This window comes from Variovorax paradoxus, assembly GCF_024734665.1.
Lineage (GTDB): Bacteria > Pseudomonadota > Gammaproteobacteria > Burkholderiales > Burkholderiaceae_C > Variovorax.
The window spans coordinates 7,194,570-7,218,440 of record NZ_CP102931.1; the positions used below are offsets into that span (position 1 = coordinate 7,194,570).

The 23,871-nt window shown below is 68.2% G+C and carries 16 protein-coding genes; 13 read left to right on the top strand and 3 right to left on the bottom strand.

The window, feature by feature from the left end; translation table 11 throughout:
- Positions 1–29: 29 nt before the first annotated feature.
- Positions 30–1,142, bottom strand: a complete 1,113-nt coding sequence (gene queA, locus NWF24_RS33695) for a tRNA preQ1(34) S-adenosylmethionine ribosyltransferase-isomerase QueA (RefSeq protein WP_258352303.1) — start codon at positions 1,140–1,142, stop codon at positions 30–32.
- Positions 1,143–1,223: 81 nt separating this feature from the next.
- Here queA and recG point away from each other — a divergent pair, with 81 nt between their 5' ends.
- On the top strand, positions 1,224–3,350 hold the full coding sequence (gene recG / locus NWF24_RS33700) for an ATP-dependent DNA helicase RecG (RefSeq protein ID WP_258352304.1): 2,127 nt from the start codon (positions 1,224–1,226) through the stop codon (positions 3,348–3,350).
- A 6-nt stretch (positions 3,351–3,356) separates the two neighbouring features.
- Here recG and NWF24_RS33705 read toward each other — a convergent pair whose 3' ends face one another.
- Positions 3,357–3,989: a LysE family translocator gene (locus NWF24_RS33705; RefSeq protein WP_258352305.1), complete on the bottom strand. Its 633-nt coding sequence runs from the start codon at positions 3,987–3,989 to the stop codon at positions 3,357–3,359.
- A gap of 74 nt (positions 3,990–4,063) precedes the next feature.
- Here NWF24_RS33705 and NWF24_RS33710 point away from each other — a divergent pair, with 74 nt between their 5' ends.
- On the top strand, positions 4,064–4,534 hold the full coding sequence (locus tag NWF24_RS33710) for a GNAT family N-acetyltransferase (protein WP_258352306.1): 471 nt from the start codon (positions 4,064–4,066) through the stop codon (positions 4,532–4,534).
- Here the strand turns inward: NWF24_RS33710 and NWF24_RS33715 are convergent.
- Positions 4,531–5,235 (bottom strand): GntR family transcriptional regulator, encoded by a 705-nt coding sequence (locus NWF24_RS33715; protein WP_258352307.1) that lies wholly within the window; start codon positions 5,233–5,235, stop codon positions 4,531–4,533. The two genes, NWF24_RS33710 and NWF24_RS33715, sit on opposite strands and share 4 nt — an antisense overlap.
- A 304-nt stretch (positions 5,236–5,539) precedes the next feature.
- Here NWF24_RS33715 and NWF24_RS33720 point away from each other — a divergent pair, with 304 nt between their 5' ends.
- The 11 genes from NWF24_RS33720 (at position 5,540) to NWF24_RS33770 (ending at position 23,854) form a co-directional block, all read left to right on the top strand.
- Positions 5,540–6,289 carry a DUF969 domain-containing protein gene (locus tag NWF24_RS33720; RefSeq protein WP_258352308.1) on the top strand — a complete coding sequence of 250 codons (750 nt, stop codon included), beginning with the start codon at positions 5,540–5,542 and terminating at the stop codon, positions 6,287–6,289.
- Positions 6,290–6,291: 2 nt separating this feature from the next.
- Complete coding sequence (locus NWF24_RS33725) at positions 6,292–7,248, top strand: DUF979 domain-containing protein (RefSeq protein ID WP_258352309.1); 957 nt, start codon at positions 6,292–6,294, stop codon at positions 7,246–7,248.
- 10 nt (positions 7,249–7,258) lie between these two features.
- Complete coding sequence (gene pcp, locus NWF24_RS33730; protein WP_258352310.1) at positions 7,259–7,942, top strand: pyroglutamyl-peptidase I; 684 nt, start codon at positions 7,259–7,261, stop codon at positions 7,940–7,942.
- Between the two features lie 17 nt (positions 7,943–7,959).
- A complete protein-coding gene (locus NWF24_RS33735) occupies positions 7,960–8,727 on the top strand; it encodes a LamB/YcsF family protein (RefSeq protein ID WP_258352311.1) in 768 nt (255 codons plus the stop codon).
- Positions 8,728–8,729: 2 nt separating this feature from the next.
- Positions 8,730–10,295, top strand: a complete 1,566-nt coding sequence (locus NWF24_RS33740; RefSeq protein ID WP_258355401.1) for a 5-oxoprolinase subunit B/C family protein — start codon at positions 8,730–8,732, stop codon at positions 10,293–10,295.
- A 10-nt stretch (positions 10,296–10,305) separates the two neighbouring features.
- Positions 10,306–12,036 carry an acetyl/propionyl/methylcrotonyl-CoA carboxylase subunit alpha gene (locus tag NWF24_RS33745; protein WP_258352312.1) on the top strand — a complete coding sequence of 577 codons (1,731 nt, stop codon included), beginning with the start codon at positions 10,306–10,308 and terminating at the stop codon, positions 12,034–12,036.
- A 4-nt stretch (positions 12,037–12,040) separates the two neighbouring features.
- Positions 12,041–13,042, top strand: coding sequence for a TRAP transporter substrate-binding protein (locus NWF24_RS33750; RefSeq protein ID WP_258352313.1), 1,002 nt, complete (start codon positions 12,041–12,043; stop codon positions 13,040–13,042).
- Positions 13,043–13,335: 293 nt separating this feature from the next.
- Positions 13,336–20,841, top strand: a complete 7,506-nt coding sequence (locus tag NWF24_RS33755) for a non-ribosomal peptide synthetase (protein WP_258352314.1) — start codon at positions 13,336–13,338, stop codon at positions 20,839–20,841.
- Positions 20,842–20,851: 10 nt separating this feature from the next.
- Entirely contained in the window at positions 20,852–22,171 is a 1,320-nt protein-coding gene (locus NWF24_RS33760) for a glycosyltransferase (protein ID WP_258352315.1), read from the top strand.
- Between the two features lie 29 nt (positions 22,172–22,200).
- Positions 22,201–22,422 carry an MbtH family protein gene (locus tag NWF24_RS33765; RefSeq protein ID WP_258352316.1) on the top strand — a complete coding sequence of 74 codons (222 nt, stop codon included), beginning with the start codon at positions 22,201–22,203 and terminating at the stop codon, positions 22,420–22,422.
- Between the two features lie 172 nt (positions 22,423–22,594).
- On the top strand, positions 22,595–23,854 hold the full coding sequence (locus tag NWF24_RS33770) for an acyltransferase family protein (protein WP_258352317.1): 1,260 nt from the start codon (positions 22,595–22,597) through the stop codon (positions 23,852–23,854).
- Positions 23,855–23,871 lie beyond the last annotated feature (17 nt).

Consider the following 23,871-nt stretch of genomic DNA (forward strand, 5'->3'; position numbering starts at 1 on the left):
TTCGGGGTGTGGTTGATCGAGGCACGCAATCAAAAACGCTCGGCGTCATCGAGGATGCTTGTGGGGATGCCGCGCAATTCGGCCTGCAATTCCGCGAGCGTCGCTGTCTCGCGCTCCAATAGCATGGCATCGCCATAGCTGAAGAAGCGGTAGCCCTGGGCAATGGCGTGGGCATACAGCGCCATCACCCGCTCGTAGCCCGCGAAGGCCGAGACCAGCATCATCAGCGTGCTCTTGGGCAAATGAAAGTTCGTCACCAACAGGTCGACGTGTTCGAAGGCGAAGCCCGGGGTGATGAAGATGCGCGTGTCGCCCGTGGCCTCGCCGCTCTTGGCCCACGATTCGAGCGTGCGCACGGTGGTCGTGCCGACCGCGACGATGCGACCGCCGCGTGCCTTGCACCCGGCAATGGCGCGCTGCGTGGCCTCGGGCACTTCGTAGCGCTCGGCGTGCATCGTGTGTTCGGCGATGTTCTCGGTCTTCACCGGCTGGAAGGTGCCGGCGCCCACGTGCAGCGTGACGTTGGCGCGCTGCGCACCGCGCGCTTCGAGTTCGGCCAGCAGGCCTTCGTCGAAGTGCAGCGCGGCGGTGGGTGCGGCCACCGCGCCGGGCACGCGCGCGAACACGGTCTGGTAGCGGCTTTCGTCGTCGGCCGAATCTGTGTGCGTGATGTAGGGCGGCAGCGGCACGTGGCCGCAGCGGGCCATCAGCGCATACGGATCTTCGCCCGCGTCGCTCTCGAAGCCGAAGCGGAACAGCGCGCCCTGCTCGTCGGGCCAGCGACCTAGCAAGGTGGCGCGGAAGCCGCCGACCATCTCGAGCGTGGTGCCTACAGGCGGCTTCTTGCTGACCTTCATGTGCGCCACGACCTCGTGGCCCTGCAGCACGCGCTCGACCAGCAGTTCGAGCTTGCCGCCGGTGGGCTTCTCGCCGAACAGGCGCGCCTTGACTACGCGCGTGTCGTTGAAGACCAGCAGGTCGCCCGCGCGCAGCAGCGAGGGCAGGTGCTTGAAGATGCGGTCGACCGGGGCGGGCCCTGTGCCGTCGAGCAGACGGGAGGATGTGCGTTCGGTGGCCGGGTGTTGCGCCACCAGTTCGGGTGGCAATGCGAAATCGAAATCGGAGAGCGTGAAGGCGCGCATGGTGCTTGAGGGCCGGACGGGCCCGTGCCAAGGAGGCATGGGGAAAAGAAAAACAGGGCGGGAGCCGGGCAGAATTGTCCCATGCCCGCCGCGTCCAAGCCCGAACCGCCCGAAAAGACCGCAGCCGCGCCTGCGGCACCGGTTGCACCAGGTTCGGGCCTGAGCCTCGTGCAGCGCGCGCTGCGCAAGCTCGGCCTCGTGCGCGACATCGACTTCGCGCTCTACCTGCCGATGCGCTACGAGGACGAGACGCGCATCGTGCGGCTGGCCGACACGCGCGATGGCGACATGGCGCAGGTCGAAGGCGTTGTTACCGAATGCGAGGTGGTGTACCGTCCGCGCCGCCAGTTGCTGGCCACCATCGACGACGGCAGCGACACCTGCCAGCTGCGCTTTTTCAACTTCTATCCCTCGCAGCAGAAGCAGCTGGCGATCGGCGCGCGGGTGCGCGTGCGGGGCGAGATGCGCGGCGGTTTTGTGGGGCGGCAGATGATGCACCCGACCGTGAAGGCGGCCGGCACCGCGCTGCCGAATGCGCTCACGCCGGTGTATTCGACCGTGGCAGGGCTCGCGCAGCCGGTGCTGCGGCGCGAGGTGCGTTCGGGCCTTGCGCGCGCGGTGCTCGACGAGACGATTCCCGTGCAGATCGGCCTGCGCGGTGCGTGGGACTTGCGCGCCTCGCTGAGCTTTCTGCACTACCCGACGCCCGACGTGGCTATGGCCACGCTCGAAGACCACAGCCATCCGGCCTGGCAGCGCATCAAGGCCGAGGAACTGCTCGCTCAGCAGCTGTCGCAGCTGCAGGCCCGGCTGGAGCGCGCAGCACAGCGCGCGCCGGTGCTGCCCGCGCCTGCCGAGCCGGTCGCAAGCTCGCTGCATGCGCAGTTGCTCGCGGTGTTGCCCTTCGGCCTTACCGGCGCGCAGCAACGCGTCGGCGAAGAAATCACGCGCGACCTGGGCCGCGAGATACCGATGCACCGGCTGCTGCAGGGCGACGTGGGTTCGGGCAAGACCGTGGTGGCGGCGCTCGCGGCGGCGCGCTGCATCGACGCGGGTTTCCAGTGCGCGCTGATGGCCCCCACCGAAATCCTCGCGGCCCAGCATTTCGGCAAGCTGGTCGGCTGGCTTGATCCGCTGCTGGCCGAGCGCGGCCTGCGCGTGGCATGGCTCACGGGCAGCCAGAAGAAGAAGGAGCGCGATGCGATGTCGGCCGCCGTTGAAAGCGGCGAGGCGGCTCTGGTCATCGGCACGCACGCGGTCATCTCGGAGAAGGTGCGCTTCAAGAACCTCGCGCTCGCCATCATCGACGAGCAGCATCGCTTCGGTGTCGCGCAGCGGCTGGCCTTGCGCGGCAAGGCCGGTGGGCATCTGGAGCCGCATCTGCTGATGATGAGCGCCACGCCCATCCCCCGCACGCTCGCGATGAGCTACTACGCCGACCTCGACGTCTCGACGCTCGACGAGCTTCCGCCGGGCCGCACGCCCATCGTCACAAAGCTGGTGGCCGACCACCGGCGCGACGAAGTCATCGACCGCATCCACGCGCAGATCGCGCAGGGCCGGCAGGTGTACTGGGTGTGTCCGCTGATCGAGGAGAGCGAAGCGGTCGACCTGCGCAACGCGACCGAAACGCGCGACGAGTTGGCCGAGACGCTGGGCGAGCCCATTCAGGTCGGCCTGCTGCATTCGCGCATGCCCACGGCCGAGAAGCAGGCGGTGATGGCCGCGTTCACCGCCAATGAGATCCAGGTGCTGGTGAGCACGACCGTGATCGAAGTGGGCGTCGACGTGCCCAATGCCTCGCTGATGGTGATCGAGCATGCCGAGCGCTTCGGCCTCTCGCAGCTGCACCAGCTGCGCGGCCGCGTGGGGCGCGGCGCGGCGGCCTCGGCCTGCGTGCTGCTCTATGCGCCGGGCGACAGTGGCCGCGTCGGCGAGGCGGCGCGTGCGCGGCTCAAGGCGATGGCGGAGACCAGCGACGGCTTCGAGATCGCACGGCGCGACCTGGAGATTCGAGGGCCCGGCGAATTCCTTGGCGCGCGGCAGTCGGGCGCACCGCTGCTGCGTTTTGCCGACCTCACGACCGACACGCTGCTGCTCGACTGGGCCCGTGAACTCGCGCCGGTCATGCTCCGCAAGCACCCCGACCTGGCCCAGCGCCACATCGACCGCTGGCTCGGCACCAAGGCCGAGTACCTGAAAGCCTGAGGAAGATCAGGCCGCAGGGCGGCGCGTGAAGGCCAGGATGAGCCCGAAGCCGACCATCATGCTGCCGCTCACCCGGTTGAACCAGCGCATCGCGCGGCTGCCGTCGGCCAGCCGGCGCATGCGCGCACCGAGCATCGCGTAGAGCGCGATCGCGACCAGCTCGAACACCAGGAAGGTCACGCCCAGCAGCATGTAGCTGGAGGCATAGGCACCGGGCACCACGAACTGCGGAAAAAAGGCGGTGAACACCAGGATGGCCTTCGGGTTGCCCGCCGCCACGGTGAACTCCTGCCGCGCCAGCGCGCGCATGGAGGGCGGTGCGCTGGCATCGCGCGCCTGCACCTCAGCCGTTGGCGCCGGGGCGCGCAGCAGGCGGATGCCGATCCACACGAGATACGCCGCGCCCATGTACTTGATGACGTCGAAGGCCAGCTCCGACGCCACCAGCACTGCACCCATGCCCAGCCCCGCGATGGCGATCATGATCGCGAAGGCCACGAGCCGGCCGCTGGCCGCGATCACTGCCGGCGAGACGCCATGCTTCGCGCCGTTGGTCACCGACAGCAGGTTGTTGGGGCCGAATGCCATGTTGATGGCGAAGCAGGCCGGCAGGAAGAGCAGGTAGGCAGACAGGGTCATGGCGGGTCCGTCGGCGGGGCGTTGCAGGGGCTGCCATTATTTCAGCTCATCCCGAGAAAGCTGCGGCGAATGCCATGACACAAGATTCCCCCCTGAAGATACGCAAGGCCGTGCAGGCCGATCTCCCCGCCATCACCGCGATGCTGGCCGACGACGTGCTCGGCGCGACGCGCGAGCACCCGGGCGATGCCGCTCTCTACGAAACCGCCTGGCGGCAGATCGAGGCGCAGAGCGGCAACGGCGTGCTGGTGGCCGAGCTGCCCGAGGGCGTGGTCGGCTGCCTGCAGCTCATCGTCATTCCCGGGCTGGCCCGGCAGGGCGCGCTGCGGGCGCAGATCGAGGGCGTGCGCGTGGCGTCCACCCACCGCGGGCAGGACATCGGCGAGCACATGATCGCTTTTGCCTTCGACGCCGCCCGGGCCGCGGGTTGCCGCCTCGTGCAACTCACCACCGACAAGCGCCGCACCGACGCGCACCGCTTCTACGAGCGACTGGGGTTCGAGGCCACGCACGAGGGCATGAAGCTCGAACTGGCGGCTGCCTAGTTGTCGATGCCGCTTTCCGGCATCTGCCGCGCGTAGACCGCGAGCACGATGCGCTCGGAGTGAATGAGGTAGTCGTTGAGGGACGCCGAGCCCTCGGCGAACTTGCCGGCCTCGATGAGTTCGAGCAGCTTCGTGTTCATGTCCACATAAGGCGCGTGCAGGAACTCCGGGTCCTTGAGCAGGCCGAAGGCCAGCCGCAGCTCGACCAGGATGTGCGCGAACAGGATGTTCAGCCGTTCGCTGTCGGCCAGTTCCACGATGCCCTTGTGGAACTCCATGTTGGCCGTGCCCACGCCCAGCCAGTCGCCGGCGTCGCGGCACTTCAGGGCCATTTCCACCGCCTCGCGCATGTGCTTCTTGGCCGGGTGGCGCGGGTAGGCCTGTGCCAGCGCCTGGCATTCGATGAGGCGGCGCACCCGGTAGATGTCGATGATCGACGCGATGCTCGGCACCGCCACGAACACGCCGCGGTTCGGCGCGTGCTTGAGCAGCCCTTCCTTGGTCAGCGTGCGGAACACCTCGCGCAGGGTGTTGCGTGAAATCTCGAAGCTGTCGGCCAGCGCGGCCTCCGACAGCCGCTGCCCCGGCGAGAACTCGCCCTTCACGATCTTCTGGCGGATGAGCTCCGCGACCCGGTCGTTGAGCGTCTGCGCGCCGGCGGCCGGCGAGGCGGGTGAAGTCGGGGAGGCCGGTGGAGTCATGCCAGGAGGGGGTGAGGGGAGCGGGGAAGGGGGCGGGGAGTCCGGGCGTTTGTAGCAGGTTTTCCCCGCCGGACGGCACCCGCCCGGCCACCGCCCGATGCACCAAGTGTTGACACGCTCAGGGTTTTCATGGGTTCAGTCAGGCACTGTTGTTGGGCACACTCGCATAAATTGTTCAACAATTTATGAGAAATGAGTGATTCAGATGATTTGAATTGCTCATTCATTGGCACGCAGTTTGCATGAAGCGGCTTGCCGGCGCCCCCGCGCAAGGTGTCTCCGAATCCAGAACCGAAAGACCAACATGACTCCTGACATCCCTCATCTGTGGCCGCTGATCGGCGTTGCCGTGATCATTGCGGGCTTCATCCTGCGCTTCAATCCGATGCTGGTGGTGATCGTCACGGCCATCGCCACGGCGATTGCCGCGGGCTTCGGCCCGATGGCGATCCTCACGGCCATCGGCACCGGGTTCATCAAGACCCGCAACCTGCCGCTGATCATTCTTCTGCCACTGGCGGTGATCGGGCTGCTCGAGCGGCACGGCTTGCGCCAGCATGCGCAGAACTGGATCAGCCGCATCAAGTCGGCCACAGCCGGGCGTCTGCTGATCGTCTACCTCGCAGCGCGCGAACTCACGGCGGCCGTTGGCCTCACCAGCCTGGGCGGCCACCCGCAGATGGTTCGCCCGCTGCTGGCGCCCATGGCCGAAGGCGCCACTGAAACCCGCTACGGCAAGCTGCCCGACCGCATCCGCCACAAGCTGCGCGCCTATGCGGCGGCCACCGACAACGTGGGCCTGTTCTTCGGCGAAGACATCTTCGTGGCCTTCGGCGCCATCGTGCTGATGAGCACCTTCCTGCACGAGGCCGGCATCGACGTCGAGCCGCTGCACATCGCGCTGTGGGGCATCCCGACGGCGATTGCCGCCTTCATCATCCACGCCTGGCGCCTGCGCCGGCTCGACCAGTCGCTGGCACGTGAACTGGGCGGCGCACCGGCGTCCGATGCGCCCGCCGTTCCCTCCGTTTCCGCTGCGCAGGAAGGCCGCTGATCATGATTCTCTCGATCCAGCACCTGTACATCCTGGTCGGCCTGATCCTCGCGATCACGGCAGTCATGACGCTGGCCGACCGCCAGCACCCCAAGCGCTACACGAGCGCGCTGTTCTGGGGGCTCTATTCGCTGGTCTTCCTGGTCGGCGACAAGCTGCCGCCCGCCTGGGTCGGCGTGGGCGCGATCGGCATGGCCGTCATTGCCGGCCTGCGCGGCGTCGGCGCGGGCAAGCACAAGGAACCCACGCCGGCCGAGTACGAAACCAGCGCCAAGCGCCTGGGCAACAAGCTCTTCATGCCGGCGCTGGCGATTCCGCTGGTCACGGTGATCGGCACCGTGCTGATGAGCAAGGTGAAGATCGGCGACGCCTTCCTGCTCGACCCCAAGAACACCACGCTGGTGAGCCTGGGCGTGGGCTGCGTGGTGGCGCTGGCGCTGGCCTGCTGGCTGACGCGCGAGACGCCGGTGCAGGGCATGCGCGAGTCGCGCCGACTGACCGACGCGCTGGGCTGGGCCGTGGTGCTGCCGCAGATGCTGGGCATGCTGGGCCTGGTGTTCTCCGACGCGGGCGTGGGCAAGGCGGTGGCGTACATCACCACGAGCTACATCAACATGGACATCCGCTTTGTCGCGGTCGTTGTGTACGTGCTGGGCATGGCGCTCTTCACCATCATCATGGGCAACGGCTTCGCGGCCTTCCCGGTGATGACGGGCGGCGTCGGCGTGCCGGTGCTGGTGGGCGTGTACCACGGCGACCCGGCGGTGATGGCGGCCATCGGCATGTTCTCGGGCTACTGCGGGACGCTGATGACGCCGATGGCGGCCAACTTCAACATCGTGCCGGCGGCGCTGCTGGAGCTGCCCGACAAGAACGCGGTGATCAAGGTGCAGATACCGACCGCGGCCGCGCTGCTGGTGGTCAACATCTTCCTGATGTACTTCCTGATGTTCCGTTGAGGCGCCGAGCATGACGAAGACGAAGACCACCGATGGCGCGGCGCCCCGCGTGCTGCTCGCGGGCTTCGAGCCTTTCGAGAACGATCCCGTCAACCCGGCGTGGGAAATCGCGCGATCGCTCGACGGCTGGGCCTGCGAAGGCGCCATGGTGCAGGCGGTGCAGTTGCCCTGCGTGTTCGGCCGCGCCATCGACACGCTCGACGAAGCGCTGGTGGGGCCGGCGCCACGGCTGGTGCTGTGCATCGGTGCGGCAGGCGGGCGCAGCGAGATCTCGCTGGAGCGCGCCGCGCTGAACCTCGACGACGCGCGCATTCCCGATAACGCCGGCTACCAGCCCATCGACACCGAGGTGGTCGCGGGTGGGCCGGCGGCCTACTTCTCGACGCTGCCGATCAAGGCCATGGTGCGCGACATGCGCGCAGCAGGGCTGCCATCGGCGGTTTCCAATACTGCCGGCACCTTCGTGTGCAACCACATCTTCTATGCGCTGATGCACCGCATCGCGACGAGCCCGGCGCTCGCACACACGCGCGGCGGATTCATCCACGTGCCCTACCTGCCCGAGCAGGCGGCCTCCAAGCCGGGCGTGGCCAGCATGGCACTGGCCACGCAGGTCGAAGCCTTCCGCGTGGCGATACGCACCGCGCTCACCGTGCGCGACGACGTGCGCGAGACCGCCGGCCGCCTGCATTGATGACCCTGAGACCAACGATGAACATCGACTTGAACAGCGACCTCGGCGAGAGCCTTGGCGTTTGGCGCATGGGCGACGACGCCGCCATGCTTTCCCTCGTGAGCAGCGCCAATGTGGCTTGCGGCTTCCATGCGGGCGACCCGGCGGGCATTTTGCGCACGCTGCGGCAGGCGAAGGAGCGGGGCGTCGCGGTCGGCGCCCACGTGGCCTACCGCGACCTCGTGGGCTTCGGGCGCCGCAACATGGACGTCGACAGCGCCGACCTGCGCGCCGACGTGATCTACCAGATCGGCGCACTGAAAGGCCTTGCCGCCGCCGCCGGCACTACCGTGCGCTACGTGAAGCCGCATGGCGCGCTCTACAACACCATCGCCCACGACGAGCGTCAGGCGCGCGACGTGATCGCCGCCATCCGCGAGATCGACTCCGGCCTGTGCCTGGTGGCGCTGGCGGGCTCGCCGCTGCTGGGCTGGGCGCGCGGCGAAGGCCTGCGCGCCGTGGCCGAAGCCTTTGCCGACCGCGCCTACACGCCGCAGGGCACGCTGGTGTCGCGCCGCGAACCCGGCGCCGTGCTGCACGACGCCGACGAAGTGGCCGAGCGCATGCTGAGGCTGGCCACCGACGGCGTGGTCACGGCCATCGACGGCAGCACGGTGCGCATCGAGGCCGAATCGGTCTGCGTGCACGGCGACAGCCCGGGCGCGGTCGAGATGGCCCGCCAGGTGCGCGTGCGGCTGGAGCAGGCGGGCGTGACGATCCGCTCCTTCGTGGATTCAGCCGCATGACGATGCGCTTCCTGCCGGTCAATTTGAACGCCGTGCTGGTCGAACTCGACGACCTGCCGCAAACCCTCGCGCTGCTGGCCTCGCTGCGCGCCGAACCCATTGCAGGCATCGAAGAGCTGGTGCCCGCTGCGCGCACGCTGCTGATCACTTTCCGCCCGGCTGCGATTTCGACTGACGAACTCGTGCGGCAGATCGGCAAGCGCAGCCTCGACGCGCGCGAGACGCGCATCGACAAGCGCATCGAGATTCCCGTGCGCTACGACGGCGAAGACCTGACCGAGGTTGCCGGCCTGCTCGGCATCACGCCCGATGAGGTGGTGCGCCGCCACACCGGCAGCGACTACACCGTCGCCTTCACCGGCTTCGCGCCGGGCTTTGCTTATCTTTCAGGCGGGCACCCGAGCCTGAACGTGCCGCGCCGCACGGTGCCGCGCACGCGCATTCCGGCGGGCGCGGTCGGCCTTGCGGGCAGCTTCAGCGGCGTCTACCCGCAGGCCAGCCCCGGCGGCTGGCAGATCATCGGCATCACCGATGCGCCGATGTGGGACCTGGCGCGCGAGACGCCCGCGCTGCTGCAGCCGGGCGACACGGTGCGCTTCGTGGATGTCACCGGATTGCCGCAGGCAGTGCCTGTGGCAGTGGCGTCCTTGCCTTCTCAAGCCGCTGCTGTGGATGGCGGCTGCGCCTTCGAGATTCGCGCTGCGGGCCTGCAAGCGCTGCTGCAGGACGGCGGCCGGCATGGCCAGGCCGGGCAGGGCGTATCGGCCTCCGGCGCGATGGACCAGCGCTCGCTGCAGGCGGCCAACCGGCTGGTCGGCAACGCATCGGACATGGCCTGCATGGAGATTGCCTATGGCGGCTTCCAGCTCGCCTGCCGTGGCGACGCGGTGGTGGCGATCACAGGCGCTGACGGCCCCGTCATGCTGACCCGCGCCGATGGCGCGAAGTGGCCGCTGCCGCGCTACCAGCCCATCGCGCTGGCCGACGGCGACATGCTTGCGCTCGGCGAGCCGCAGGCCGGCATCCGCAGCTACATCGCCGTGCGCGGCGGTTTCGACATCGCGCCCGTGCTGGGCAGTCTCTCGACCGACACGCTGGCCCGCGTTGGCCCACCAGCCATCGCCACGGGCGACGTGCTGCCCGTGCGCGCGGTCGCCACCGGCGCCGTGGTCGGTGCGCCCGAAACGCCACCGGCGGACCTGCCCACCGTGCAGGAAGAAGTCGTGCTCGACATCGTGTTCGGCCCGCGCACCGACTGGTTCACGCCCGATGCGGTCGAGCTTCTGTGCAGCCAGCCGTGGGTAGTCACGCCGCAATCGAACCGCGTCGGCATCCGGCTCGCGGGCGAGGTACCGCTGGCACGCGCCAATCACGCAGAGCTGCCCAGCGAGGGCACGGCGCGCGGCTCGATCCAGGTGCCGCCCAGCGGCCAGCCCGTGCTGTTCCTGGCCGACCATCCGCTGACCGGCGGCTATCCCGTGATCGCCTCTGTCGCCACCCACCACCTCGACCGCGCAGGGCAGATCCCCGTGAATGCGCGCGTTCGCTTCAAGCCCATGGCCCAGTGAAAGCCTTCCGATGAAAAAACTCCTGATCGCCAACCGCGGCGAGATCGCCGTGCGCATCGCGCGCGCCTGTGCCGACCACGGCGTGCAATCGGTCGCGGTGTATGCCGATGCCGACCTGAATGCGCTGCACGTGCGCATGGCCGACGAGGCCTACGGGCTCGATGGCAACAAGCCCGCCGACACCTACCTGAACATCGCCAAGCTGCTCGCGGTGGCCGCGCGCAGCGGCGCCGACGCGGTGCACCCGGGCTACGGCTTTCTCTCTGAGAGCGCTGCGTTCGCGCAGGCCGTCATCGATGCCGGCCTCACGTGGGTCGGCCCGTCGCCGGCTGCGATTGCGATGCTGGGCGACAAGGTGCAGGCCCGCAAGCTCGCGATGAAGGTCGGCGCGCCGCTGGTCGCGGGCACGGCCGATCCAGTGAAGAACGCTGGCGAGGTGCTCGCCTTCGCCGAGAAGCACGGCCTGCCGGTCGCGATCAAGGCCGCGTTCGGCGGCGGTGGCCGCGGCATCAAGGTGGCGTGGCGGCTCGACGAGGTTGAAGGCCTCTACGAATCGGCGGTGCGCGAGGCCGTGACGGCCTTTGGCCGCGGCGAGTGCTATGTCGAGCAGTTCCTCGACCGCCCGCGCCACGTCGAGGCGCAGGTGCTGGCCGACACGCACGGAAACGTGGTGGTGCTCGGCACGCGCGACTGCTCGCTGCAGCGGCGCAACCAGAAGCTGGTGGAAGAGGCGCCCGCGCCCTTCCTGAGTGACGAGCAGCGCGAACGCATTCACCAGTCGGCACGCGACATCTGCGCGGAAGCCGGCTACACGGGCGCCGGCACGGTCGAGTTCATGCTGAGCGCGAGCGGTGCGATCTCTTTTCTCGAAGTGAACACGCGGCTGCAGGTGGAGCACCCGGTGACCGAGGAAACCACGGGCATCGATCTCGTGATCGAGCAGCTGCGCATTGCCGAGGGCCTGCCCTTGTCGATCAAGCAGACGCCGGTGCCGCGCGGCCATGCCTTCGAGTTCCGCATCAATGCTGAAGACGTGGGGCGCGGCTTCATGCCTTCGCCCGGGCCGGTCAAGGTGTTCGATGCGCCTTCGGGGCCCGGCGTGCGCGTCGATGCCGGCGTGGATGCCGGCTCGCAGGTGCCGGGCACTTTTGATTCGCTGATGGCCAAGCTCATCGTCACCGGCGCAACGCGCGAGCAGGCCATTGCGCGGGCGCGTCGTGCGCTCAAGGAATTCCGCATCGAGGGCCTGCCCACGGTGCTGCCGTTTCATCGTGCCGTGATGGCGCACCCGGACTTCGTGTCCGGCGATGCATTCAAGGTGCACACGCGCTGGATCGAAACAGACTTCGCCAACGGCGAAGCTGCGGCAATGCGTCCGGACCCGTTGCCTGACACGGCTCTGCTGCGCACGTCGATCGAAGTGGATGGACGCCGCATGTCGCTGGGTCTGCCTGCCGTGCTGCTGAGCGGGCTGTCGTCTGCGGCCGCTGGTGCGGGCGCTGCACCGGTTGAAGCGGCAGCAGTGGTGGACGCCGCAGCGGTGGTCGCGCCGGTCTCCGGCACGGTGCAGGGCTGGAAGGTCGCCGATGGTGACGAGGTCGCGGCGGGCAGCGTCATCGCCGTGATGGAGGCGATGAAGATGGAAATGCAGGTGCTCGCGCATCGCGCCGGACGCATCGCCCTCTCGGTCGCCGCAGGCGGCTACGTGGCGGCCGGTGCCGCCATCGCGACCATCGGCTGAGGCCATGAGCCAGCCCCTCATCACCCGCCGGACCTTCGCACTGCTGGTGGGCGGTGCAGGGGCCTTTTCTTCCGCTGCATCTGCCGCTCCCGGGGCGACGGTGTGGCGGCTGGCCACCGGCTATCCGGCGGAAAACTTCCACACGGTCAGCCTGCTGGCCATGGCGAAGGAGGTCGAGCGCTCGACTGCAGGGCAATTGCGCATCGAGGTCCACGCCGGCAACTCGCTGTTCGCGCTGAACGCGATCCGTGCGGCGGTGCAGGACGGCAGGATCGAGGCCGGCGAAGCCATCATGAGCAGCCTTGCCGCCGACGTGCCGCTGGCCGGCGCCGATTCCGTCCCGTTCATCACCAGCAGCTATGCCGACGCGCAGCGGCTCTGGCGCATTCAGCGCCCGCTGATCGAACAGGCCTTCGCCGAGCGCAGGCTGCGTGTGCTCTACGCCGTCGCGTGGCCGCCGCAGGGCCTGTACTCGACCAAGCCGCTCGCCGCGATGAGCGACCTGCGTGGCATGCGCATGCGTGCCTACAACGCAACCACCGCGCGCATCGCAACGCTGATGGGCGCGGTGCCCGTCGACGTGCCGGCCACCGAGCTCGACAGGGCGCTGGCGGACGGCCGCATCGACTGCATGATGACCTCCGCCGTCACGGGCGTGGAGAGCCGGGTGTGGCAATCCATGCGCTTCTTCTACGAGATCAATGCCTGGTTTCCCAAGAACCTCGTGTTCGTCAACGACAAGGCCTGGAGCGCTCTCGAGGCGACCTCGCGCGATGCGTTGAAGGCCGCCGCTGCAGCCGCCGAACTGCGCGGATGGGCGAACAGCGCCGCCGCAGCAGCACGCTCCATGGATGAATTGCGGCGCAACGGCATGAAGATCGAGCAGGTGTCCTTCCTGTTCAGCCGTGACCTGCAGCGCCTTGGCGAGCACTTCTCGCTGGACTGGGTCAAGCAGGTTGGCGTGGCCGCCAACGGCGTTTTCATTCCGTATTTCGACAAGCGCTGAGGCGGCGAACAGAGGGAAGACCCTACTCGTCGCTGAAGAAGTTGCTGCACCGCAACATGCTTTTGTAGCGGTTTTTTTCCGCAATACGACTAAAGATTCTCAATTCCGGAAACCGCGAATTGGGTGATCGCTTTGCGATGAAATCTTTCGCGCTCAAAGCTCCACGTGAAATGTTTTCACCCGGAAAGCTGTCTCTGAAATTGTTGAAACAGCTTGTACATTGATTCGGAGTTTGCGATTGTTTCCTGAGGGATTCGATCGCTGCCGATTCAATTCAAGACGTGGAGAAGTTCATGAGCACGGTCGATCCCAAGGGCGCCGCATCTGCCCTCACCTCGGGTCAGATGGCGATGTGGCTCGGCGCGAAATTCGCCTCGCCCGACACCAACTTCAATCTCGCCGAAGCCATAGAAATCGACGGCTGGATCGATCCCGCCGTCTTCATGGCCGCCATGCGGCAGGTGACCGAAGAAGCCGAGGCCACGCGCCTGAGCTTTGCCGATACCCCGCAGGGGCCGCGCCAGATTGTCGCGCCGGCTTTCATGCGCGAAATGCCTTACCTGGACTTCAGCGGCGCAGAGGACCCGGCCGCCGCCGCGCAGTCGTGGATGCATGCCGACTTCAGCCGCAAGGATGACCTGGCGCGGGACCAGCTCTGGATGTCCGCGCTGATCCGCATCGCGCCCGAGCGCCACATCTGGTACCACCGCAGCCACCACATCGTGCTCGACGGCTTCGGCGGTGGGCTGATTGCTCGGCGCTTCGCCGACGTCTACACCGCGCGCATCAACGGCACCGAGGTGCCCGAGGCTTCGCGCATCGCGCCCATCTCGCAACTGGCCGAGGAAGAGAAGGCCTATCGCGAGTCCGGCCGCTTCCCGCGCGACCGCCAGTACTGGACGGAACGCTTCGGCGACGCGCCCGACCCGTTGAGCCTTGCATCGCATCGCTCGGTCAACGTCGGCGGCCTGCTGCGCCAGACGGCGCACCTGCCGGCCGCCAGCGTGCGGGCCCTGGCGGACATCGCGCAGCAGCTGGGCACCACGCTGCCGCAGATCCTGATCGCCACCACCGCGGCCTACCTGTACCGCGCCACCGGCATCGAGGACATGGTGATCGGCATTCCCGTTACCGCGCGCCACAACGACCGCATGCGGCGCGTGCCCGCGATGGTGGCGAACGCACTGCCGTTGCGGCTTTCGATGCGCCCGGACCTGCCGGTGCCGGAGCTCATCAACGAAGTGGGCCGGCAGATGCGGCAGATATTGCGACATCAGTCGTACCGCTACGAGCACCTGCGCAGCGACCTGAACATGCTGGTCAACAACCGGCAGCTGTTCACCACCGTGGTCAACGTCGAGCCCTTCGACTACGACTTCCGCTTTGCCGGGCATGCCGCGAAGCCGCGCAACCTGTCCAACGGCACGGCCGAGGATCTGGGCATCTTCCTGTACGAACGCGGCAACGGGCAGGACCTGCAGATCGACTTCGACGCCAATCCGGCGGTCTACACCGCGCAGGAACTGGCTGACCATCAGCGCCGGCTGCTCGCCTTCATGACGGCGGTGATCCGCCAGCCCGACCAGGCCATCGGCCACATCGACCTGCTGCAAGCCAGCGAGCGCGAGCAACTGCTGGTGACGTGGAACGACACGGCCCATGCGGTGCCCGACACCCATCTCACCGCGCTGATCGAGGCGCAGCTTGCCGCCAATCCGCAAGGCATCGCATTGCGCTTCGCCGGCGAGGACATGCGCAACGACGAGCTCAACCGGCGCGCCAACCGCCTCGCGCACCTGCTGCGCGCGCGCGGTGCGGGCCCGGAGCGCACCGTGGCGCTGGCCATTCCGCGTTCGCTGGACCTGATGGTGGCCTTGCTTGCCACGCTGAAGACCGGCGCCGCCTACCTGCCCGTCGACCCCGACTTTCCGCAGGACCGCATCGCTTTCATGCTCGGCGACGCGCAGCCGGTGTGCCTGGTCACCACCGCGGCGCTTGCGGAGTCGCTGCCGGCAGACGCTCCGAAACTTCTGCTCGATGTAGCGCAAACGTTTGCGGATCTGGCGAATTGCGCCGAGACCGACCCCGCCGTCGCGATCGATCCCTCGCGCCCGGCCTATGTGATCTACACCTCGGGCTCGACCGGGAAGCCGAAGGGCGCGGTCGTGTCGCACCGCGCCATCGTCAACCGCCTGCGCTGGATGCAGGACCGCTACGGCCTGCAGGCCGATGACCGCGTGCTGCAGAAAACGCCGTCGAGCTTCGACGTGTCGGTCTGGGAATTCTTCTGGCCGCTGATCGACGGCGCCACGCTGGTGCTGGCAAAGCCGGGCGGCCACAAGGACGCGGCGTACCTCGCGGGGCTGATTGCGGACGAAGGCATCACCACGATCCACTTCGTTCCGTCGATGCTGGAGGTTTTCCTGCTCGAACCCATGGCCGCCAACTGCACCTCGCTGCGTCGCGTGATCTGCAGCGGCGAGGCCTTGTCGCCCGCACTGCAATCGCAGTTCCAGCAGATCCTGCCGTGCGAACTGCACAACCTCTACGGGCCGACCGAGGCCGCAGTCGACGTCACTTCGTGGGAATGCCCGCGCACGCCTGAAGACGAGCCGTCGTCGAAGAGCGTTCCCGCCGTTCCCACCGTTCCGATCGGCCGTCCGATCTGGAACACGCAGATGCACGTGCTGGACAGCGGCCTGCAACCAGTGCCGCCCGGCACGACCGGCGAGCTGTACATCGCAGGCGTCGGCCTGGCGCGCGGCTACCTGAACCGCCCGCTGCTGAGCGCCGAGCGCTTCATTGCCAACCCGTACGGCGAACCCGGCAGCCGCATGTACCGCACCGGCGACCTCGCGCGCTGGCGCAGCGACGGCAGCCTCGACTTTCTCGGCCGTGCCGACCAGCAGGTGAAGATCCGCGGCCTGCGCATCGAGCCGGGCGAGATCGAATCGGCGTTGCTGCAGCATCCGCAAGTGGCGCAGGCCGCGGTGATCGCGCGCGAAGACGTACCGGGCGAGAAGCGGCTGGTGGCCTACGTCGTGGCGGCGGATGCGGCCGACCCGCAGGCAGCCGAACTGCGCACCCATCTCGCGCAAACACTGCCCGAATACATGGTGCCCTCGGCCTTCGTAGGCATGCCGGCCTTGCCGCTGGGCCCCAGCGGCAAGCTCGACCGCAAGGCGCTGCCGCCGCCCGAGCTGCAGGCGGCCACGCCCTATGCCGCGCCTCGCACGCCCACCGAACGCATCCTCGCGGGGCTCTGGGCCGAGACGCTGCACCTGCCGCGCGTCGGCATCAACGACAACTTCTTCGAGCTCGGCGGGCACTCGCTGATGATCGTGCAGCTGATCTCGATGATCCGGCAGCAGTTCATGATCGACCTGCCGCTGGACACGCTGTTCCAGGTTTCCACCATCGCCGGCCTCGCGGAACTGCTGGACCAGGCCTCGCAGTCGCGGCCCAGCCTCACGCCGATGCCGCGCCCGGCGCGCATTCCGCTGTCTTTCGCGCAGCGCCGCCTTTGGCTGATGAACCAGCTCGAAAACGCGAACCCGGCCTACAACATGCCGCTGGCCCTGCGCCTTTCGGGTGTGCTCGACCGCGATGCGCTGCAGGCCGCACTGGACGACCTGGTGCAGCGCCACGAAAGCCTGCGCACCATCTACCCGAACGAAGACGGGCTGCCGTACCAGCAGATTCTCGACGGTGCGCAAGCGCGTGCGTTGCTGATCGAAGCCGACAGCAGCGAAGAAGAAATCGCCGCCCAGCTGCACGCCGCGGCACGCCTCGGCTTCGACCTCGGCAACACGGCTCCCTTGCGCCCCCATCTGTTCAGGCTGGCTGCCGACGAGCACGTGCTGCTGCTGCTGACGCATCACATCGTCGGCGATGGCGCCTCGCTGCTGCCGCTGGCGCGCGACCTGAGCATCGGCTATGCCGCGCGCAGCGAAGGCAAGGCGCCCGGCTGGGCACCGCTGCCGCTGCAATACGCCGACTACGCGCTGTGGCAGCAGGAACTGCTCGGCAGCGAAGACGACGCCGACAGCATGGCCGGCCGCCAGCGCGAGTTCTGGCGCGAGACCCTGCGCGACCTGCCCGAGCGGTTGAGCCTGCCGGTCGACCGCCCGCACCCAGCCGTTCCCAGCTACCAGGGCGACGTGGTGCCGATGCAGATACCGGCGCACGTTCACGAGCGCATGCTGCAGCTGGCGCGCGACGGCCAGGCCAGCGTCTTCATGGTGCTGCAGGCCGCGCTCGCAGGCTTGCTGAACCGGCTGGGCGCGGGAGACGACATCGTCATCGGCACGCCGGTTGCAGGCCGCAGCGATCACGCGCTGGACGACCTGATTGGCTGCTTCGTCAACCCGCTGGTGCTGCGCACCGACACCTCGGGACAACCGGGTCTGCGCGACCTGATCGCGCGGGTGCGGGCCACCAACCTTGCCGCGTATGCGAACCAGGAGTTCCCGTACGACCGCATCGTGGAGCTGCTGCGGCCGCAGCGCTCGGGCGCCAACCTGCCGCTGTTCCAGGTCATGCTGGGGTTCCAGCAGGGCGGCAACCGGCTGTCTTTCAGCCTGCCCGGCTTGTCGATCACGCCGCAGCCGGTGGCCGTGGACACCGCCAAGTTCGACCTGTCCTTCATCCTCGACGAGCTGCGCGGCGCCGATGGCTTGCCGGGCGGCATTGCCGGCGGCATCCAGTACAGCACCGACCTGTTCGACCGCAGCACCGTCGAAGCCATCGCGGCGCGACTGGTGCGCCTGCTGGAGCAGGCCTGCGATGCGCCCGACGCTGCGCTGGGCAGCCTGGACATCCTGAGCAATGAAGAAAGCCAACGCCTGCTTGCCGACTGGAGCGGCAGCACACTCGACATCGCGCCGCTCTCGCTGGCCGCCATGGTGCAGGCGCACGCGGCCGCGCGTCCGAACGCACCGGCGGTGGTGCTCGACGACGCGACGGTCAGCTACGCCGCGCTCGACGTGCGGGCCAACCGGCTTGCGCACCTGCTGCGGGGCCGGGGCATCGGCGCCGGCGCCATCGTCGCGACGGTGCTGCCGCGTTCGCTCGACCTCGTCGTGGCGCACCTGGCCATCGTGAAGGCAGGCGCGGCCTACCTGCCCCTCGACCCGAACCACATGGCCGGGCGCAGTGCCTTCGTGTTCGGCGAGGCGGCGCCCGCGAGCGTGTTGACCCATGCATCGCTGCTGCCGGAGCTGGCCGGCATTGCGCATTGCCTGGCGCTCGACAGCGACGAGACGGTCGCCGCACTGGCGATCCAGTCTGACGACCCCGTGGTGCACTCGCGCACGGTCGATGCGCGCGATGCCGCCTACGTCATCTACACCTCCGGCTCCACCGGTCTGCCCAAGGGCGTGGTGGTGCCGCATGCCGGCCTGAGCAGTCTCGGCGCTTCAATGGCGCAGCGCTTTGCCATTGGCCACGACTCGCGCGTGCTGCAGTTCTCTTCCAGCGGCTTCGACGCTTCGGTGATGGACCTGCTGATGGCCTTTCACGCCGGCGCCGCGCTGGTGGTGCCGTCGCCGCAGCAACTGCTCGGCACGGAGCTGGCCGAGCTGCTCGACAGGCAGGCCGTGAGCCATGCGCTGATTCCGCCGGCCGCGCTGGCAACCCTGCCGCACGGCGAATTCCCGCATCTGCAGACGCTGGTGGTGGGCGGCGATGCCTGCCCCGCCGCGCTGGCCGCGCGCTGGTCGCAAGGCCGCCGCATGATCAATGCGTACGGCCCGACGGAAATCACCATCTGCGCGAGCACGAGCGCGCCGATGAATGCCGAAGAGCTGCCGTCCATCGGCAAGCCAGTCTGGAACACGCGGGTGTACGTGCTCGACGACAGCCTGCAGCCGGTGCCGCCCGGTGTCGCGGGTGAGCTCTACATCGCCGGCAGCGGGGTGGCGCGCGGTTATCTGAACCGCCCGCTGCTCAGCGCCGAACGCTTCATCGCCAACCCCTTCGGCGAACCCGGCAGCCGCATGTACCGCAGCGGCGACCTGGTGCGCTGGCGCAGCGACGGCAGCCTCGACTTTCTCGGTCGTGCCGACCAGCAGGTGAAGATCCGCGGCTTCCGCATCGAGCTGGGCGAAATCGAATCGGTGCTGCTGCAGCACCCGCTGGTGACGCAGGCGGCCGTGATCGTCCGCGAGGACGTGCCGGGCGAGAAGCGCCTCGTGGCCTACGTGGTCGCCGCGGCCGATCCGCAGCCGATCGAGTTGCGCGCCCACATGGCGAAGGCGCTGCCCGATTACATGGTGCCCTCGGCCTTCGTCCACCTGCCGTTCCTGCCGCTGACCCAGAGCGGCAAGCTCGACCGCAAGACATTGCCCGCACCCGAGCAGCAGGCCGCCGCACCGTATGCCGAACCCCGCACGCCCACCGAGAGGCAACTGGCCGCGCTCTGGGCTGAGACGCTGCATCTGGAGCGTGTCGGCATCCACGACAACTTCTTCGAGCTTGGCGGTCATTCGCTGATGGCCATCCAGCTCGGCATGCGCATCCGCCAGCAGGTGCGCGCGGACTTTCCGCACGCCGAGGTCTACAACCGCCCAACTGTCGCCGAACTGGCCGCGTGGCTCGACGACTCGGCCGGCACTGCCGAGGCGCTCGACCTGTCGCGCGAACTCGATCTGCCCGCGCACATCCGCAGCCAGGATGCTGCACCGCCGCTGGCTGCGAAGCGCGTGTTCCTGACCGGCGCCAGCGGCTTTGTCGGCAGCCATCTGCTGGCTGCGCTGCTGCGCGACTCATCGGCCTGCGTGGTTTGCCACGTGCGCGCCGCCGACGAAGAGGCGGGCAAGCGCCGCCTGAAGCTCACGCTGGCCCAGCGCCAGCTCGGCGCGATCTGGGACGACGCGCGCATCAAGGTCGTCACCGGCGACCTCGGCAAGCCGCTGCTCGGCCTCGACGACAGCGCCGTGCAACTGGTGCGCGATGGCTGCGACGCCATCTACCACTGCGCCGCGCAGGTCGACTTTTTGCATCCCTACGCCAGCCTGAAGCCCGCCAACGTCGACAGCGTGGTCACGCTGCTCGAGTGGACCTCGCAGGGCCGGCCCAAGAGCATGCATTACGTCTCGACGCTGGCGGTGATCGACCAGAACAACAAGGACGGCACGGTCACCGAGCAGTCGGCTCTTGCTTCGTGGAGCGGGCTGGTCGACGGCTACAGCCAGAGCAAGTGGGTCGGCGATGCGCTGGCCCGCGTGGCGCAGGCGCGCGGCATGCCGGTCGCGATCTACCGGCTGGGGGCAGTCACCGGCGACCACACCCACGCGATCTGCAATGCCGACGACCTGATCTGGCGCGTGGCGCATCTCTATGCCGACCTGGAAGCGATTCCCGACATGGACCTGCCACTCAACCTGACGCCGGTGGACGACGTGGCGCGCGCCATCCTCGGCCTTGCGGGCCAGCAGGCGTCGTGGGGCCAGGTGTTCCACCTGATGAGCCAGGCGGCGCTGCGGGTGCGCGACATTCCGCCAGTGTTCGAACGGCTCGGCATGCGGCTCGAACCGGTGGGGCTCGAGCCCTGGCTGGAGCGCGCGCATGCACGGCTCGCCGTGGGGCAGGACCGCGACCTTGCGGCGGTGCTGGCGATTCTCGATCGCTACGACACCTCGGCCACGCCGCCGCAGGTCAGCGGCGCGGCCACGCATGCGCAGCTCGAAGCCATCGGCGCGGCAATCCGCCCGGTGGACCGCGAGCTGCTGCAGCGCTACTTCGTCGACCTCGGCATCGACACCAAGGCACGCCGTGCCCTGGAAACCAGCGCTTCATAGGAGACCCGACATGGCACGCTATCTCATCGCGGCAACCGCATTGCCGGGACACGTGTTGCCGATGCTGGCCATCGCCCAGCATCTGGTGAACCTCGGGCACGAGGTGCGGGTGCACACCGCGAGCCGGTTCCGGGCGCAGGCCGAGGCCACCGGCGCGAGCTTCACCGCCTTCGACGCCGCGATCGACTACGACTACCGCGAGCTCGACCAGCGCTTTCCGCAGCGCCAGCGCCTGCCGTCTGCGCACGCGCAGCTGTGCTTCGGCCTGAAGCACTTCTTTGCCGATGCCATGGCCGCGCAACGGGCTGGCCTGGGCGCGATCCTGCAAGACTTCGAGGCCGACGCCATCGTGGTCGACACGATGTTCTGCGGCACCTTCCCGCTGTTGCTGGGGCCGCGCGAGCATCGCCCGGCGATTGTTGCCGTCGGCATCTCGGCGCTGCCTCTGTCCAGCTGCGACACGGCCTTCTTCGGCACCGCGCTGCCGCCGTCGTCCACGCCGGAAGGGCGCGTGCGCAACAGGGCGATGAACGCCAACCTCAAGCAGGCGATGTTCGGCGAGGTGCAGCGCTACTTCGATGCGTTGCTGACGTGCGCAGGCCTGCCCGCGCTGCCGGACTTCTTCATCGATGCCATGGTCAAGCTGCCGGACCTCTACCTGCAGTTGACGGCGGCGTCCTTCGAATACCCGCGCAGCGACCTGCCCGCCTCGGTGCGTTTTGTCGGCCCGCTGCTCGCGCCTGCCAGCCAGGACTTCACGCTGCCCGACTGGTGGCGCGAGCTGGACGACGGCCGCTCGGTGGTGCTGGTCACGCAGGGCACGCTGGCCAACCAGAACCCGGCGCAGCTGATCGGCCCGACATTGCAGGCGCTGGCCGGGGCGAAGGACATCCAGGTCATCGCCACCACCGGCGGCCCGTTGCCGGCCGCGCTGAACATGGCGGTTCCGGCCAATGCCCGTGTGCTGCCGTTTTTGCCGTACGACCGGCTGCTGCCCAAGGTGCATGCGATGGTGACCAACGGCGGCTACGGCTCGGTCAACCACGCGCTGAGCCTCGGCGTGCCGCTGGTGGTGGCCGGAGCCACAGAGGAAAAGCCCGAGATCGCCGCGCGCGTGGCGTGGTCGGGTGTTGGCATCAACCTCGGCAACGGGCAGCCGAGCGCACGCCAGATCGGCGACGCCGTGCGCAGGCTGTTGAGCGAACCCAGCTACCGCCAGCGAGCGGGCGTGCTGCGCGAGGACTTCGCGCGCCATCACGCATTGACCGAAATCACCACGGCCCTCACGGCGCTGCGCGAGGCAGCGCCCGAGTCCGTGGAAATGGCTTGAACGCCTGAACCCCTTCAAGGAAATCGACCATGAGCAATCCGTTTGACGACAAGAACGCCACCTTCCTGGTGCTGGTGAATGAAGAAGGCCAGCACTCGTTGTGGCCGAGCTTCATCGAGGTACCTGCCGGCTGGCAGGTCGCGCTGGCCGCGACCGACAGGGCGGCCTGCAGCTCTTTCATCGAAGCGAACTGGACCGACATGCGGCCGCGATCCCTTGCGGCCACGGACCTCGATGCCGCCAAGGCATGAGGGTGTTTGCCCTGCATCGGCGTGGTGCCGCCTGGGCGTATGCGTCGCGGTTCCGGTCGCCTGCTGCCGATGACTTGAACAAGGAACGCACCGAGCCGACGGGGGGAGAGGCCGGCGTTCTTGCGAAGGCGCCTGGAGCAAGAAAGCAGCAACAGAGCAGGCCGCGCCAGCGATGAGCGTCCTCTCCGTCTGGCCGTATTTCGTGCTCGTACTGGTCGTGCTCGGTGCGCTGGCGCTGCCGGTTTTCCGCGCGGCCGACGAGCCACCGCAGCGCGACCATCGCACCGCAACGCTCGACGGGCTGCGCGGCTTTCTCGCGCTGAGCGTGTTCGTGCACCACCTGACGGTGACCCCCGGCTACATCGAGCGAGGCGAATGGACGTTTCCACACTCGGGCTTCCACACCCTGCTCGGACAGGTCGGCGTGACGGTCTTCTTCATGATCACCGGCTTCCTGTTCTGGGGGAAATTGCTCGACGCCAAGGGCCGGCCGGACTGGACGAGTCTCTACATCGGCAGGCTCTGGCGCATCGGGCCGATGTACCTGGTGGCGGTGGGCCTGATGCTTCTCATCGTCGCCTGGAGAACCGGGTTCGAGCTCCGGGAGCCGGCCTGGTCCGTGCTGGGCGAGATGCTGCAGTGGCTGGCCCTCGGCATCGTGCCGATGCAGCCCGACATCAACGGCTATGACGGGACAAGGTTCATCCTCGCGGGCGTGACGTGGACGGTCTTCGTGGAATGGCTGTTCTACGGATCGCTCCGGCTGATGGCGCCGCTCGCGCGCGGCGGGCGAACGCCGCGCTTCGTTGCCGGTGCCTTGCTGCTGTGCCTGCTGGTGCTGACGTTCTCCGCGCTTTCGCCGGACGGTTCGCTTTGGCAGCCGACGCTCTTGCTTGTGGTCGGCGCCCTGGCGTGGGTGCTGGCGTCGTTCCTCATGGGCATGCTGTCGGCTTGGTTGATCCGGTGCGATGGTGCGAGCACGTTGAAGCTGCGGCTGCCGGAATGGGCGGCTTCGCTGCTCGCCCTGGTCTGCCTCGGCGCCGTGTTCCTCTGGTTCGAGCACATGGTGGGGCCTATCCAGGCCTTGCTGCTCTGGGTCTTCTTCCACCTGGTCTGCCGCGGCAGCACGCTGTTCGGCCTGCTGGCCACGCGCGCGGCCCGGCGCATGAGCACGGTGAGCTACAGCATCTACCTGCTGCAGGGGCTTGTTCTGACGATCGTCTTCGCTGTACAGCCGGTGCGGGAGTTCGCGATGGCTGCCGCAATGCAGTACTGGCTGGTGGGCATTCTTTGTGCGCTGCTGCTCGTGGCGGCCTCGGTCGTCAGCTACCGCCTGGTCGAGAAGCCGGGCATCGCGCAAGGCAAGCGCGCGCGATCGGGCCTGCGCAGGCCGCGCGGATTGCACACGACCCGGCAAGAGCGGGCGCGATAGTCGAACTGCTGATGCGT